Origin of the sequence: Micromonospora sp. NPDC048930 (genome assembly GCF_043197935.1) — a bacterium.
Taxonomy (GTDB): Bacteria; Actinomycetota; Actinomycetes; order Mycobacteriales; family Micromonosporaceae; genus Micromonospora.
In genome coordinates, this window is the sequence record NZ_JBICUB010000004.1 from 124,443 (window position 1) to 138,701 (window position 14,259).

18 protein-coding genes are annotated in these 14,259 nt (G+C 73.5%); 14 read left to right on the forward strand and 4 right to left on the reverse strand.

The genetic code is table 11. From position 1 onward, the window contains the following. Nucleotides 1-42 precede the first annotated feature (42 nt). Nucleotides 43-1,122 (forward strand): amidohydrolase family protein, encoded by a 1,080-nt coding sequence (locus ACGFI9_RS12720; RefSeq protein WP_393178101.1) that lies wholly within the window; start codon nt 43-45, stop codon nt 1,120-1,122. A 107-nt stretch (nt 1,123-1,229) separates the two neighbouring features. On the opposite strand, the gene ACGFI9_RS12725 is transcribed toward ACGFI9_RS12720, so the two are convergent. After that, nucleotides 1,230-1,841 carry a TetR family transcriptional regulator gene (locus ACGFI9_RS12725; protein WP_393178102.1) on the reverse strand — a complete coding sequence of 204 codons (612 nt, stop codon included), beginning with the start codon at nt 1,839-1,841 and terminating at the stop codon, nt 1,230-1,232. Nucleotides 1,842-1,967: 126 nt separating this feature from the next. Between ACGFI9_RS12725 and proS the strand changes: the two genes are divergently transcribed. The 12 genes from proS (at nt 1,968) to ACGFI9_RS12785 (ending at nt 10,325) form a co-directional block, all read left to right on the forward strand. Beyond that, nucleotides 1,968-3,374, forward strand: a complete 1,407-nt coding sequence (proS, locus tag ACGFI9_RS12730; protein WP_393178103.1) for a proline--tRNA ligase — start codon at nt 1,968-1,970, stop codon at nt 3,372-3,374. 49 nt (nt 3,375-3,423) lie between these two features. Further along, the gene (locus ACGFI9_RS12735; RefSeq protein ID WP_393178104.1) at nt 3,424-4,044 is read left to right on the forward strand and encodes a DUF402 domain-containing protein; all 621 of its coding nucleotides are present in this window, start codon (nt 3,424-3,426) and stop codon (nt 4,042-4,044) included. A gap of 239 nt (nt 4,045-4,283) precedes the next feature. Further along, complete coding sequence (gene rpsP / locus ACGFI9_RS12740; protein WP_393178105.1) at nt 4,284-4,742, forward strand: 30S ribosomal protein S16; 459 nt, start codon at nt 4,284-4,286, stop codon at nt 4,740-4,742. After that, nucleotides 4,717-4,977, forward strand: coding sequence for an RNA-binding protein (locus tag ACGFI9_RS12745; RefSeq protein ID WP_030500803.1), 261 nt, complete (start codon nt 4,717-4,719; stop codon nt 4,975-4,977). The genes rpsP and ACGFI9_RS12745 overlap by 26 nt, the downstream gene beginning before the upstream one ends. Next, complete coding sequence (gene rimM / locus ACGFI9_RS12750; RefSeq protein WP_393178106.1) at nt 4,977-5,519, forward strand: ribosome maturation factor RimM; 543 nt, start codon at nt 4,977-4,979, stop codon at nt 5,517-5,519. The genes ACGFI9_RS12745 and rimM overlap by 1 nt, the downstream gene beginning before the upstream one ends. Nucleotides 5,520-5,534: 15 nt before the next feature. Then, on the forward strand, nt 5,535-6,323 hold the full coding sequence (trmD, locus tag ACGFI9_RS12755; protein ID WP_393178107.1) for a tRNA (guanosine(37)-N1)-methyltransferase TrmD: 789 nt from the start codon (nt 5,535-5,537) through the stop codon (nt 6,321-6,323). Between the two features lie 170 nt (nt 6,324-6,493). Next, nucleotides 6,494-6,853 (forward strand): 50S ribosomal protein L19, encoded by a 360-nt coding sequence (rplS, locus tag ACGFI9_RS12760; protein ID WP_393178108.1) that lies wholly within the window; start codon nt 6,494-6,496, stop codon nt 6,851-6,853. Between the two features lie 193 nt (nt 6,854-7,046). Further along, on the forward strand, nt 7,047-7,928 hold the full coding sequence (gene lepB, locus ACGFI9_RS12765; protein WP_393178109.1) for a signal peptidase I: 882 nt from the start codon (nt 7,047-7,049) through the stop codon (nt 7,926-7,928). Then, entirely contained in the window at nt 7,925-8,557 is a 633-nt protein-coding gene (gene lepB, locus ACGFI9_RS12770) for a signal peptidase I (RefSeq protein WP_393178110.1), read from the forward strand. Before lepB (ACGFI9_RS12765) ends, lepB (ACGFI9_RS12770) begins: the two co-directional genes overlap by 4 nt. A 48-nt stretch (nt 8,558-8,605) precedes the next feature. Further along, nucleotides 8,606-9,097: an NUDIX hydrolase gene (locus ACGFI9_RS12775; RefSeq protein ID WP_393178111.1), complete on the forward strand. Its 492-nt coding sequence runs from the start codon at nt 8,606-8,608 to the stop codon at nt 9,095-9,097. Further along, complete coding sequence (locus tag ACGFI9_RS12780; protein WP_393178112.1) at nt 9,091-10,005, forward strand: ribonuclease HII; 915 nt, start codon at nt 9,091-9,093, stop codon at nt 10,003-10,005. The genes ACGFI9_RS12775 and ACGFI9_RS12780 overlap by 7 nt, the downstream gene beginning before the upstream one ends. Then, a complete protein-coding gene (locus tag ACGFI9_RS12785) occupies nt 10,002-10,325 on the forward strand; it encodes a DUF2469 domain-containing protein (protein ID WP_007075222.1) in 324 nt (107 codons plus the stop codon). The genes ACGFI9_RS12780 and ACGFI9_RS12785 overlap by 4 nt, the downstream gene beginning before the upstream one ends. Before the next feature lie 49 nt (nt 10,326-10,374). Here the strand turns inward: ACGFI9_RS12785 and ACGFI9_RS12790 are convergent, their stop codons facing one another. Both ACGFI9_RS12790 and ACGFI9_RS12795 read right to left on the reverse strand, forming a co-directional pair. After that, nucleotides 10,375-11,481, reverse strand: a complete 1,107-nt coding sequence (locus ACGFI9_RS12790; protein ID WP_393178113.1) for a sulfite oxidase — start codon at nt 11,479-11,481, stop codon at nt 10,375-10,377. A 58-nt stretch (nt 11,482-11,539) separates the two neighbouring features. Further along, nucleotides 11,540-12,190: a methyltransferase domain-containing protein gene (locus tag ACGFI9_RS12795; protein ID WP_393178114.1), complete on the reverse strand. Its 651-nt coding sequence runs from the start codon at nt 12,188-12,190 to the stop codon at nt 11,540-11,542. A gap of 131 nt (nt 12,191-12,321) precedes the next feature. On the opposite strand from ACGFI9_RS12795, the gene ACGFI9_RS12800 reads away from it, so the two are divergent. Continuing rightward, on the forward strand, nt 12,322-13,044 hold the full coding sequence (locus ACGFI9_RS12800) for a murein hydrolase activator EnvC family protein (protein WP_393178115.1): 723 nt from the start codon (nt 12,322-12,324) through the stop codon (nt 13,042-13,044). On the opposite strand, the gene ACGFI9_RS12805 is transcribed toward ACGFI9_RS12800, so the two are convergent. Continuing rightward, nucleotides 12,978-14,159: an aminotransferase class V-fold PLP-dependent enzyme gene (locus ACGFI9_RS12805; protein WP_393178116.1), complete on the reverse strand. Its 1,182-nt coding sequence runs from the start codon at nt 14,157-14,159 to the stop codon at nt 12,978-12,980. The two genes, ACGFI9_RS12800 and ACGFI9_RS12805, sit on opposite strands and share 67 nt — an antisense overlap. Between the last annotated feature and the right edge of the window lie 100 nt (nt 14,160-14,259).

A 14,259-nucleotide genomic window follows, 5' to 3' on the forward strand; every position in this document is an offset into this window, starting at 1 on the left:
CTCCCGGCGCGGGGCCGCGAGTGATCGGGTAGGACTGTGCACATGGCTCTGCATGTGCGCGGTGTGCTCCTGCCCGATGACGAGGTCCGGGACATCTGGCTGGTCGAGGACCGGGTCACCTTCGAACCGGTGCCCGGCGCGGAGACCGTCGCCGACGGCGGCTTCGTGCTGCCCGGCCTGACCGACGCCCACTGCCACATCGGCATCGCCCGGGGCGGGGCCCCGATCACCTCGCTCGACCAGGCCCGCGAGCTGGCCCGCACCGACCGGGACGCCGGGGTGCTGGCCATCCGGGACGCCGGCTCCCCGTACCCGTACCCCGAACTCGACGACGACCCGGACCTGCCACGACTGGCCCGCGCCGGCCGGCACGTCGCCCCGCCCAAGCGCTACCTGCGCGACATCGGGGTGGAGGTCGGCGCCGCCGAGGTCGCCGCCACGGTGGCCGCGCAGGCCGCGGCCGGCAACGGCTGGGTCAAACTGGTCGGCGACTGGATCGACCGGGGGGTGGGCGACCTGGCGCCGGCCTGGGACGCGGACACCATGACGGCCGCCGTGACCGCCGCGCACGCCGCCGGGGCCCGCGCCGCCGTGCACACCTTCAGCGAGTCGGCGGTGGAGATCATGGTCCGGGCCGGGGTGGACTCGGTCGAGCACGGCACCGGGCTCAGCCTCGACCTGATCGACCTGATGGCCCGGCAGGGCACCGCCCTGGTGCCCACGATGATCAACATCCAGACCTTCGGCGGCATCGCCGACCAGGCCCGCGCCAGGTTCCCCGGGTACGCCGACCACATGCTGGCCCTGCGCGACCACTTCCCCGAGGTGGTCCGGTCGGCGTACGAGGCCGGCGTGCCGATCTACGTCGGCACCGACGCGGGCGGGGGCATCGACCACGGGCTGGCCGCCGAGGAGATGCTGCTGCTGCACGAACGGGCCGGCATGTCCACCGAGGACGTGCTCGCCGCCGCCTCCTGGCGGGCCCGGGAGTGGCTGGGCTTCCCCGGCCTGGTCGAGGGCGGCCTCGCCGACCTCGTCGTCTACCCCGAGGACCCCCGCCGCGACCTGCGCGTGGTCCGCACCCCGTCCCGCATCGTCCTCCGCGGCCGCATCCTCCGCTGACCCACCCACCCACCCACCCACCCACCCGCCGCCGCCCCCGCCCGTGGAAGGCGCTGATTCACGGAAATGGTGGTCATCCAGCGCGGAGAAGGCACTCTTTCCGTGAATCAGCGCGGATCTTGGGGTGGGGTGGTGGCGGTGAGGAAGAGGTGGACGGCGAGGTCGGCGAGTTGCTCGGCGGTGTCGTCGACGGGGGCCTGGGGGAGCACGATGTGGCTCACCACCAGGCGGACGATGGTGTCGGCGGCGAAGGAAAGGGCCGCCGGGTCGGCCTCGGGCAGGTACCGCCCGGCCCACTCCAGCAGCGCGGCCGTGGACTCGGCGAGCACCAGCCCGGCCCGGGTGGTCAGGTAGGGCAGCAGTTCGTCGGAGCCGCCCCGGGCGCTGGTCAGGATCGCCTTGATCAGCGGGTTGTCCGCCGCCGCGGCCAGGGTGTGCCGGATCGCCGCGTACGCCCCGGCGCGCACGTCGGCGCCGTGCGCGTCGAGCGCCGACCGGACCTCGCCGACGAACCGGTCCACCTCCCGGCGGGCCAGCGCCTCGGCCAGGCCGGCCTTGCTGCCGAACTCGTTGTAGACGGTCTGCCGGCTCACCCCGGCGGCGGTCGCCACCCCGCCCATCCGTACGCCGTCCCAGCCGGAGGCCACGGTCTGCGCGCGGGCGGCGTCCACGATCGTGTCCCGCAACCGTCGGCGGGCCAGGTCCCGGGGTTCGTCCATGGTGCCGGAAGTCTACGGCCGTCGGGCCGCACCGGGCGGCGACCGATCGCCCTGCCGTCCGGCGCCGTGCGGCACGGGCGCGCCCGAGCGCAGCGGGGGCGCGGGCGGCGCATAGGATGTGCGGTCATGGCACGCGTGCTCACTCCCCGTGCGGAGGACTTCCCCCGCTGGTACCAGGACCTGATCGCCAAGGCGAAGCTGGCCGACAACGGCCCGGTGCGGGGCACCATGGTCATCCGACCGGCCGGCTACGCCATCTGGGAGCGGATGCAGGCCGAGATGGACGCCCGGATCAAGGCGGCCGGCGCGGAGAACGCGTACTTCCCGCTCTTCATCCCGGAGAGCTACCTCAAGCGCGAGGCCGAGCACGTCGAGGGCTTCTCGCCGGAGCTGGCCGTGGTCACCCACGGTGGCGGCAAGCAGCTCGCCGAGCCGGTGGTGGTGCGCCCCACCAGCGAGACGGTGATCGGCGAGTTCATGGCCAAGTGGATCGACTCGTACCGGGACCTGCCGCTGCTGCTCAACCAGTGGGCCAACGTGGTCCGCTGGGAGCTGCGCCCCCGGATCTTCCTGCGCACCAGCGAGTTCCTCTGGCAGGAGGGGCACACCGCGCACGCCACCCGCGAGGACGCCCGCGCCTACGCCCGGCGGATCCTGCACGAGGCGTACGAGGACCTGATGGTCAACGTGCTCGGCATTCCGGTGGTGGTCGGCCTGAAGACCGCCCGGGAGCGCTTCGCCGGAGCCACCGCCACGTACACCTGTGAAGGCATGATGGGTGACGGCAAGGCGCTGCAGATGGGCACCAGCCACGAGCTGGGCCAGAACTTCGCCAAGGCGTTCGACATCAGCTTCTCCTCCGCCGAGGGCGGCCGGGAGCACGCCTGGACCACCTCCTGGGGCACCTCGACCCGGATGCTCGGCGGCCTGATCATGTGCCACGGCGACGACAACGGCCTGCGGGTGCCGCCGAAGCTGGCGCCGGTCCAGGCGTACGTGATGATCGTCAAGGACGGCGAGGGGGTCGGCGAGGCGGCGGCCAAGCTCCGCGACGCGCTGCGCGACGCCGGCGTCCGGGTGGCGCTGGACGACCGGACCGACACCGCGTTCGGCCGCCGCGCCGTCGACGCCGAGCTGCGCGGCTACCCGGTCCGCGTCGAGGTCGGCCCCCGTGACCTGGCCGCCGGCAACGCGGTGGTGGTCCGGCGTACGGACGGCTCGAAGGCCGCCACGCCGGTGGCCGACGTGGTCGGCGCGGTCCTCGCCGCGCTCGAGGCGGACCAGCAGGCGCTGCACGACCAGGCGCTCGCCAACCGTGAGTCCCGCACGCAGGACGTGGCCACCCTGGCCGAGGCGATCGAGGCGGCGGCCACCGGCTGGGCCAAGGTGCCGTGGTCGGCGGTCGGCGTCGAGGGCGAGGCCGAGGCGAACGGGCAGGGCGTCACCGTCCGGTGCCTGCTCCGGGCCGACGGCTCGGTGCCGGACTCCGAGGACGAGCCGGACCTGGTCGCCATCCTCGCCCGCGCCTACTGAGGTGCGCCCGGGCGGTCCCGTCGACCGGTTCGCGCCGGGTCGGCTGATCATGCACCGCAACGTGCGGCACGGCCGGATCGGTTGGGTCCGGTCGGCCCGCGTCGTCCTCGACGACGACCGTGGGCTGCTGCTGTGGATCGCCCGGGGCGCGCCGGTGGCGCACGAGGTGACCGCGGCGGGGCTGGGCATGCGCGCCATGCCGTTCGCCGAGTGGATCACCTCGTCCTACCGGCTGGCCCAGGGCCGCTGGAACGGGCCGCCGGTGCTGAAGTTCCTGCCCACCGGCGCCGCCCACTCGGTCTGGTGGTTCCGGGACGACCGGGGCAGGTTCAAGAACTGGTACGTCAACCTGGAGGAGCCCGGAGTCCGCTGGGACGACGGCGCGGTGGCCGGGGTCGACATGGTGGACCAGGACCTGGACGTGGTGGTGCACCCGGACCTGAGCTGGGAGTGGAAGGACGAGGAGGAGTTCGTGGAGCGCCTCGCCTTCCCGGAGCACTACTGGGTGGCCGACGAGAAGGCGGTCCGGGCCGAGGGGGAGCGGGTGATCCGGCTCGCCGAGGCCGGTGCGTTCCCGTTCGACGGCACCTGGTGCGACTTCGCCCCGCCCGCCGAATGGGACGTACCGGATGAACTGCCGCCAGGCTGGGATCGTCCGCCGGTCCGCTGAGCCGTGGCGTACGTCACCTCGTGCCCGGCCTGGGTGACGTGTCCGGGTCCGGTGTGAGAGATCCGGGCCGGATCTGGCAGAATGGTTCGCTGGTATCCGGCGCGCGTCCGGCGCCCTCTAACCCGGGCACGTCGCCAGTCCACCGAGCAGTCTCCGGCCCAACCCCACTGTGCCGGTCGGCGCTCACCCGCACACCGCCCGTACCGGGCCGGTGAGATCGCAACAGGAGCGAAACAACTGTGGCCGTAAAGATCCGGCTCCTGCGGATGGGCAAGATCCGCAACCCGCAGTACCGCATCGTCGTCGCCGACTCGCGCACCAAGCGTGACGGTCGCGCGATCGAGTTCGTCGGTGTGTACCAGCCGAAGGAGGACCCTTCGGTGATCGAGGTCAAGTCGGAGCGGGTGCAGTACTGGCTGTCCGTCGGCGCCCAGCCGAGCGAGGCCGTGCAGCGTCTGCTGGAGAAGACCGGTGACTGGCAGAAGTTCAAGGGCCTGCCGGCCCCGCCGCCGCTGAAGGTCGCCCCCGAGCGGGCCGATCGCCAGGCGGCGTACGAGGCCGAGGCGAAGGCCGCCGCCGGCCTGGCGGAGACCCCGGCCAAGCCGGCCAAGAAGGCCGCCAAGGCCGAGGCCCCGGCCGCCGAGGCTCCGGCGCAGGCCGAGGAGCAGACCGGTGCCGAGTCCGGCGAGCAGGCCTGACATGGCGCTGCGTCCCGCCCTGGAGCACCTGGTCAAGGGGATCGTCGACCACCCGGACGACGTCCGGGTGCGGATGGTCGACTCCCGTCGGGGCAAGCGGCTCGAGGTCCGCGTGCACCCGGAGGACCTCGGCACGGTGATCGGGCGGTCCGGCCGGACCGCCAAGGCGCTGCGCCAGGTGATCGGCTCCATCGGTGGGCGCGGGGTGCGCGTCGACATCGTCGACTCGTACTGATGCTTCTCATCGTCGGCCGGATCGGTAAGCCGCACGGCATCCGCGGTGAGGTCACCGTCGAGGTGCGGACCGATGAGCCCGAAGCACGTTTCGCCCCCGGGTCGGTGTTGCGCACCGAGCCGGGGGCGGTCGCGCCCCCGGAGCCCGGCGCCTACCGGGTGCCCGAGGAGTTGACCGTCGAGTCCGCGCGCTGGCACCAGGGGCGGCTGCTGGTCGCCTTCGAGGGCGTGCTGGACCGCAACGTCGCCGAGGCGCTGCGCGGCACGCTGGTCGGCGTGGACAGCGGTGACGTCGCGCCGCCGGCGGACCCGGAGGAGTGGCACGACCACCAGCTGGTCGGCCTCGCCGTGGTCACCCCGGCCGGCGAGCACCTGGGCGAGGTGGCCAGGATCGATCACGCCCCCGCGTCGGACCTGCTGGTGCTGCGCCGCCCCGAGGGACGGACCGCGTTGATCCCGTTCGTGAAGGCGATCGTGCCCGAGGTCGATGTCCCGGGCGGGCGCGTGGTGGTGGAGCTGCCCGGCGGGCTGCTCGACCTCTGACGGGAGCCATCCTTCATGCGCGTCGACATCGTGTCGATCTTCCCCGAGTACTTCGCCCCGCTGGACCTGTCGCTGATCGGCAAGGCCCGCGCGACCGGCACGCTGCGGCTGGCCGTACACGATCTGCGGACCTGGACCCACGACGTGCACCGCACGGTCGACGACACGCCCTACGGCGGCGGTCCCGGCATGGTGATGCGGCCCGAGCCGTGGGGCGAGGCGCTGGACGCCCTGGCCCCCGAGGAGCTCGGCCCGGACGGGCCCACCCTGCCCCGGCTGCTGGTCCCCTCGCCGGCCGGGGTGCGATTCACCCAGGCCATGGCCCACGAGCTGGCGGCCGAGTCGCACCTGCTCTTCGCCTGCGGCCGGTACGAGGGCATCGACCAGCGGGTGCTCGACCACGCGGCGACCCGGATGCGGGTGACCGAGGTCTCCCTCGGTGACTACGTGCTCTTCGGCGGCGAGGTGGCCGTGCTGGTGATCCTGGAGGCGGTCACCCGGCTGCTGCCCGGGGTGCTCGGCAACGCCGGGTCGCTGGAGGAGGAGTCGCACGCCCACGGGCTGCTGGAAGCGCCCATGTACACCAAGCCGGCGACCTGGCGCGGGCACGAGGTGCCGGAGGTGCTCCGCTCCGGCGACCACGGGAAGATCGCCCGCTGGCGGCGCGACGAGGCGCTGCTACGGACGGCGGCCCGCCGCCCCGACATGCTCGCCGCGCTGCCCCCGGAGAGCCTGGACAAGCGGGACCGGGCGGCGTTGGACCGGGGTGGATTTCAGCCGCCGTCGGGGGATGTGGCAAAGTAGAGGGGTTGCCGCATCCGACCACGCCGTGGCCGGCTGCGAGGACCCTCGACCGGGGTCGGCTGTGTGGATCCCCGCCGGGGGTCGGCATCGGTCGGCCACCACCCGGGGGTCAGAATCACCCATCCGCGCATCGACTGACGATGCGCCGTGAGCCTCACGAGGACGCAGCGATGAACATCCTGGACGCCCTTGACGCCCAGTCGAAGCGCGCCGACCTGCCCGACTTCCGTGCCGGTGACACCGTCAAGGTGCACGCGCGGGTCGTCGAGGGCAACCGGTCCCGGGTCCAGATCTTCCAGGGCGTCGTCATCCGCCGCCAGGGTGACGGTCTGCGCGAGACCTTCTCGGTCCGCAAGGTCAGCTTCGGTGTGGGCGTGGAGCGGACCTACCCGCTCAACAGCCCGGCGATCGACCGGATCGAGGTCGTGACCCGCGGTGACGTGCGTCGCGCCAAGCTCTACTACCTGCGCGAGCTGCGCGGCAAGAAGGCCAAGATCAAGGAGCTGCGCGAGAAGCAGCCGGCGAGCTGAATTTTTCCTCGCCACGCCGCCTGACCTGCGCGGATGTCGTATCGACCAGTTCCCATTACTCTGGTCGTACGGGCGCAGCAGGGCGGCGCACCGCAGTCGCTCGACGCGGTGGCACAGCGGTCCACTACCGCCCGTGGGGCCTCACGCCGAGGCTCCCGGGCGGTAGTGTCGTTTCCGCGAACCGGAGAGTGGCATGGTGCAGATGCTTGACGAGGACGGCACCGTCGACCCGTGGCGCCGGCGGGCCCGGCGCACCCGCCGCCAGATGCCTCTCTGGCAGGAGCTGCCGCTGCTCCTGATCGTCGCCTTCTGCCTGGCGGTGCTCATCCGCACCTTCCTGCTCCAGGCCTTCTTCATCCCCTCCGGGTCGATGGAGAACACCCTGCTCATCGGCGACCGGGTGCTGGTCAACAAGGTCGTCTACGACGTCCGCGACCCGGTACGCGGCGAGGTGGTGGTCTTCCGCGGCACCGACAAGTGGGTCGCCCAGGAGGCCCCGGCGCCGCCGACCAACTTCGCCGGCAGGGTCGGGCGCACCTTCGGCGACCTGGTCGGGGTCAGCCGGCCCGGGGAGAAGGACTTCATCAAGCGGGTGATCGGCGTCCCCGGGGACAAGGTCTGGTGCTGCGACAACGGCCGGGTCGTGGTCAACGGCGTGCCGCTGGACGAGTCGGCGTACGTCTCCGAGGACTCGCCGGTCGAGCTGCCGCCGAACCCGAAGGAGTGCCGCTCCCGGCAGTTCACCGAGGTGGTCGTACCTCCGGGGCAGATCTTCGTGATGGGCGACCACCGGCTGGTCTCGCAGGACGCCCGCTGCCAGGGTCCGGTGCCGATCGACAACGTGATCGGCCGGGCCTTCATGATCGTGTGGCCGCAGCAGCGGTGGACCACCCTGCCCGTACCGGAGACCTTCGCGGACCTGCCGTCACCCAACGCGGCGCCGGCCCGGCCCGTGCCGGTCGATCCGGATCCGGTGGGCGGTGTGGTGCTGATCCTCCCGGTCACGGCCGCGGCTTCCGTTCTCGCGCGTTCGGGGCGACTGCGCCGCGCCCGGGGACGTAGGCTCCTCCCGTGATTGACGAGCAGACCGAAAAGCCACGCAGCTCCTTCTGGAAGGAACTGCCCATTCTCCTGGGCGTGGCGATCCTGGTCGCAGTGCTGGTACGTGCCTTCGTGCTGCAGACCTTCTTCATCCCGTCCCCGTCCATGGAGAACACTCTCAAGATCGACGATCGGGTGCTGGTCAACAAGCTGGTCTACGACTTCCGCTCGCCGCACCGCGGCGAGGTGATCGTCTTCAAGGCGCCGACCGACTGGAGCGGCAACCCGGAGGGCGAGGACTTCATCAAGCGGGTGATCGGCGTCGGGGGCGACCACGTGGTCTGCTGCGATCGCACCGGCGGCCAGGAGCGGCTGGTCATCAACGGCAAGCCGATCGACGAGCCGTTCATCTACCCGGGCAACAAGCCGGCGGACCAGGACTTCGACATCACCGTGCCGAAGGGCCGGCTCTGGGTGATGGGTGACCACCGGGAGGCCTCCGGCGACTCGCTGGAGCACTGGCAGCAGTCCGGCGAGGACATCAACGAGGCCACCATCCCCGAGGACCAGGTGGTCGGCCGGGCCTTCACGATCTTCTGGCCGGTCAGCCGGGCGACCTGGCTCACCGTGCCGAAGCAGTTCGACGGCATCCCGAATCCCTGACCCGGGAGGGCGTGGGCGTTCGTCGGAGGCGTCTGGCAGGCTTGGGCGGTGACCGTCTACACCCCTCGTCGCGCGGCCCGGGTGCTGCTCGTTGACGCGTCCGACCGGGTGCTGCTCTTCGCCGGCACCGATCCGGGCCGCCCCGACCACGGCTACTGGTTCACCCCGGGCGGCGGGCTCGACGCCGGGGAGACCCCGGCCGAGGGCGCGGCCCGGGAGCTGGCCGAGGAGACCGGGCTGCGGCTCGCCCCGACCGAGCTGGGCGCGCCGGTGTGGTCCGAGACGGTCGAGTTCCCGTTCGACGGCGTCTGGTACCGCCAGGAGCAGGAGTTCTTCCTGGTCCGGGTGGCGTCCTGGGAGGTCGACACGACGGGGTTCGACGAGGTGGAGCGGGCCAGCGTGCACGGGCACCGCTGGTGGTCGGCCGACGAGCTGGCCGCGACCACCGAGCGGTACTACCCGCCGGACCTGCCGGACCGCCTGGCCCGGGTGCTCGGCCCCCGCACGGCGTCGGCGACCGACGGCGGTGCCGCGTGCTGACGCCGCCGCGCACCGTGGTGCGCCGCGACGGCGGGCTGTACGCCCTCGAACGGGCCCTGCAACGGCGCGGCTTCCGGCACGTGGCCGGGGCGGACGAGGCCGGCCGGGGCGCCTGCGCCGGCCCGCTCGTGGCCGCCGCGGCGGTGCTGCCCGAGGGGCGGCGCGGCGAGATCGAGGGGCTGGCCGACTCGAAGCTGCTCACCCCGGCCAGCCGGGAGCGGATCTACGACGAGGTGGTGGCGCGGGCCCTGGCGTACGCGGTGGTGGTCATCCCCGCCGAGGAGGTCGACGCGCGCGGGCTGCACGTGTGCAACCTGGCCGCCATGCGCCGGGCGCTGGCCTCGCTGACCACCCGCCCGGAGTACGTGCTGACCGACGGCTTCGGTGTCGACGGGCTGGACGTGCCGGGCCTGGCGGTCTGGAAGGGGGACCGGGTGGCCGCCTGCGTGGCGGCGGCCAGCGTGCTGGCCAAGGTCACCCGGGACCGGATCATGGTGGAGCTGGACGAGCGGTACCCGGGCTACGGCTTCGCCGAGCACAAGGGCTACATCACCCCCGAGCACACCGCGGCGCTGCGGGAGCTCGGGCCGTGCCGGGAGCACCGCTTCTCGTACGTCAACGTGGCCGCCGTCTCCGGGCGGGACGGCGCGCCCCCGCGCGCCCGCCGGCCGGTCCTCGGCGGCGGCCCGGATGCGGGCGGTCCCGCGTCCGTGCCGGGCGAGCTTCCGCTCGGGGTCCCGGACGGGCTTGCGCCGGGTGACGAGGATGAGGTGCCGCCCGGCGGCCCGGACGAGCCGATGGAGCGCTCCGGCGCGTCAGGGGGTACCGTCGGCGTGGCGTTGGGCGAGCAGCCGCGACCCCCGGCGCCGGTGGGGGAAGATGTGGTCATGGAAGGCGGAGTGCGATGAGCGCGGAAGATCTCGAGAAGTACGAGACCGAGATGGAGCTGCAGCTCTACCGGGAGTACCGCGACATTGTCCGCCAGTTCTCCTACGTGGTGGAGACCGAGCGCCGGTTCTACCTGGCGAACCAGGTCGACCTGCACGTCCGTAACTCGGACGGCGAGGTCTACTTCGAGGTCGAGATGCACGACGCCTGGGTGTGGGACATGTACCGCCCCGCGCGCTTCGTGAAGAATGTCCGGGTCATGACCTTCAAGGACGTCAACGTCGAAGAGCTCGAAAAGCCCGACATCTCGCTTCCCGCAGATTCCGGATTCGGCGGCTGATTCGATCCCGGCGCCGGGACGGCTCCGCGCCCCGGCCGCCGGTGGCGGATCACTCCGCCAGCACCACCACCTCGACCCGCTGCACCAGGTTGTTGGCGAAGCCACCCCGGTTCCACGGCTGCTCGACCGGCTGGGTTCGCCCCGAGGCGTCGGTTGCCCGCGCCCCGAGCACGTGCCGCCCCGGCGTCGGGTGCCATTCGACGTGCCACCGCCGCCAGGCCCACTCACCCCCGGCCGGCTCCGCCAGCCTCGCCGGCACCCAGGTCGCGCCGCCGTCGAAGGTCACCTCCACGGCGGTGACCGGCGCGTGACCGGACCAGGCCCGGCCGTCCACCGTGCACGGCCCCGGCCGTAGCACCCGGGTAGGCGACATGAAGTCCGGGAACCCCGGCGGGCGCACCAGGGCGCGGGGCTCGATCCGGGGCACCGGCACACCCGGGTCGTCGGCGTCCCGGCGCAGCCGGTACGCCACCGCGTTCTGGTAGCCGTCGAACGGTTCGGTGCACACCCGGACGTTCCGCAGCCACTTCACGTGCGCCATCCCGTACCAGCCCGGCACGATCAGCCGCAGCGGGGCGCCGTGCTGTGGCAGCAGCGGAGCGCCGTTCATCTCGTACGCGAGCAGCACCTCGTCGCGCAGCGCGTCCGCGACCGGCAGGGCCCGCTGGTAGTCCTGCTCGATGCCGCGTTCCACCCTGTGGTCGGCGCCGGTGAAGACCACGTCCACCGCGTCGGCGGGCAGCCCGGCCGCGCGCAGCAACGGCGCCAGGGGGGTGCCCGTCCACTCGGCGTTGCCCACCGCCTCCACCAGCCACGGCTGGCTGACCGGGCGCGGGTGCAGCAGCGCCCGCCCGTTGCCGGCGCACTCCAGCGCCACGCGGTGGGTGACCCGGGGCAGTTCCCGGAGGGCGGCGAGGTCCAGGCGCAGCGGCCGCTCCACCGCCCCGTCCACGGTCAGCACGTGCGTCGCCGGGTCCAGGTCCGGGATGTCGTAGTGGATGAGCAGATAGTGCAGGCCGGCCGGGGTCACGTCGTAACGCAGGGCCTCGAGGGGGATGCCGTGGTTGCGCGCGGCGAGCTGGAGTTCCTCGGCACTGATCGCCTCGTCCGGCCCGGCGACCCGGGACGGCCGGCTGATGTCGTCCACAGTGGTCATGTCGCTGCTCCTCCGGGTGGCGCGGTCGTGATCAGGGCTGGGTGCGGCGGTTCGAGGCTCAGGGGTGGGTGAGGCGGTCGTAGCCGACGAACTCGAACATGGTCGCGCCGGCCTCCAGCGGGCGGGGCGGGCCGGTGAAGCGGTGCACACCCACCCCGACCCAGTCGGCGGGGCTGCTCACCGCGATAGGCGCGAAGCCCTCCTCGGCGAACCAGTCGCAGATGGCGGGCACCAGGTCCGGCTCGCGTCGGTGCCGGGTCCAGAACACCGTGCCGCCGGTGGCGCAGAGCGCGGCGCAGTGCCGGACCGTGTTCCGGATGTCCGCGTCGACGATGTTGCCGAAGACGCCACAGACCAGCACGAGGTCCGCCGGCACCAGGTCGGCGTACCGGTCGGTCCGGGCGGCGTCCCCGACCACGACCTCCACCCCGGTCAGGCCGGCCTCGGCGGCGGCCCGGCGGGCCACCTCGGCGTTGCGCGGGTCCAACTCGACCAGGCGGGCGGTCACGTCGTCGCGCCGCGGGTGGGCGGCGAGCACCGGGATCAGGTCCTGCCCCTGGCCGGCACAGAGGCTGATCGCCCGCAGCGGACCGGGCGGCGCCTGGTCCAGCGCCTCGCGGATCCGGTGCCGCAGCTCGGCCACCCTTCGGGACAGGGCCGATTCCGGCTGGTCGTAGTCGGCGTGCCAGGCGTACCAGTCCTTCGTCACGCGGCCAGCATAGGTGGGCCGCCTACCAGATCGGTTTCCCGCGCGGGGGGCCGTCCACAGCGGGATCCCTGTCCACAGTGGTTCTCTTCCGCGCTGGCCAGGGGTGGTGGGCCTGCGGCAGGGTGCCGGGCGTGCGGAACCTGTTGCGCCGGCTCGTCCCGGTCTCCTGTGCCCTGGTGCTCGTCGTCCCGGTGTCCGTCGAGCCTGCGTCGGCCGGTCCTGCGCCGAGCGGCCGCGCCGCGGCCGGCCTTGCCGCCGGCGGCCCGGCCACCCGGTTCCGGTGGCCGCTTGCCGGCACGCCCCGACCGGTGCGCCGCTTCGACCCGCCGCCGCAGCCGTGGCTGCCCGGTCACCGGGGCGTGGACCTCGCCGCCGGCCCGGGGACCGCGGTCCACGCCGCCGGCCCCGGCGTCGTCCTCTTCGCCGGCCCGGTCGCCGGGCGCCCGGTGGTCACCGTCGGGCACGCCGACGGGCTGCGGACCACCTACGAACCGGTACGCCCCGGGCTGCCCGCCGGCGCCCGGGTGGACGCCGGCACGCCGATCGGCACCCTGCTCGCCGGCCACCCCGGCTGCCCCACCGCGGCGTGCCTGCACTGGGGGCTGCGCCGGGGCGAGGAGTACCTCGACCCGCTCGCCCTGCTCGGCCTCGGCCCGGTCCGGCTGCTCCCACTCGACCCGGACGACCTCACCCCGCCCGGCGCGGCACCCGGCGGCGTCGGCTCGGCACCTGGCGTCATCGCGGGCGCCGACGTGGCGCCCGGCGTCATCGGGGGCGCCGCCGCGGATCAGGCCTGGGCGAGCAGCGCGGGGAGGCCGGCGGCCAGCCGGTCGTACTCGTCCGGCTTGTTGTAGACCTGACCGCAGAGGCGCAACCAGCCCCGGCCGTTCCAGCCGGCCACCGACACCTCGGCGGCGAGCTGGTCCGCGATCCGGGCACGCAGCACCCGCGCCGCGTCGATCGTGGTGGCGATCCCGGGCGGCAGCGGAACGAGCCGCATGGCGACCGCCGGTCCGCCGGGATCGGGCAGGTCGGCCGGCGAGACCCCGAGCGCGTCCCCGACCACCCGTTGCCCGTACGCGGCCAGCGCGGCGTTGTGCGCGCGTACCCGGTCCAGGCCGAGGCTGCGCAGGGTGAACAGCCCGACCGGGGCGGCCAGCCAGGAGGTGTAGTCCAGCGTCGCCTGCCATTCGACCCGGGTCGGGAAGCCGCTGCCCTGCTCCCAGGAGACCACCAGGGGCTGGATCCGCTCCCGCCACGGCTCGGCCACCACCAGCGCCGCGGTGCCCCGGGGCGCGTACGCCCACTTGTGCAGATTGCCGACCCAGAAGTCGGCGCCGATCGAGGCGACCGTGATCGGCAGCATGCCCGGGGCGTGCGCCGCGTCGACCAGCACCGGCACCCCGTGCTCCCGGGCCACGCCGACGATCGCGGCGGCCGGGAAGAGCCGGGCGGTGGGCGAGGTGATCTGGTCGACGATCAGCAGCTTCGTACGCCCCGGCCGCAGGCCGGCCCGGATGATCTCGACCACCTCCTCGTCCGTGGCGGCCAGCGGCACCGGCACCAACCGGGACACCGCCCCGGTCCGGCGGCACTCCCGCTCCACCGAGAAGCCGACCGCGCCGTAGCCGTGGTCGGTGGTCAGCACCTCGTCGCCGGGGCGCAGGCCGAGCGACTGGAGCACCACGGCCACGCCCGTCGTGGCGTTGCCCACCAGCGCCGTGCCGTCCGGGTCCGCGCCCAGGAACGCGGCCAGGTGCCGCCGGGTGTGGGTGATCCGGTCGACGAGGCCCTGGGTGAAGAAGCGCAGCGGGTTCGCCTCCATCTCGTCGCGCAGCCGCTGCTGGGCGCGCTGCACGCCGATCGGTACCGCGCCGAACGATCCGTGGTTGAGGTGGCTGACCGACGGGTCGAGGGAGAAGAGCAGCCGAGCCCCGGGGATCGGCTCGGGCGGCTGCGGGACCGTCATCCGCCGATCGTAGCCCGTCGTGGATCATCAACTCGCGGTTCCGCCGCCTCGCCCACCCGCCCCGCAGCCAGGCGCCGGGCGCATGGTCCGAGGGTTCGCG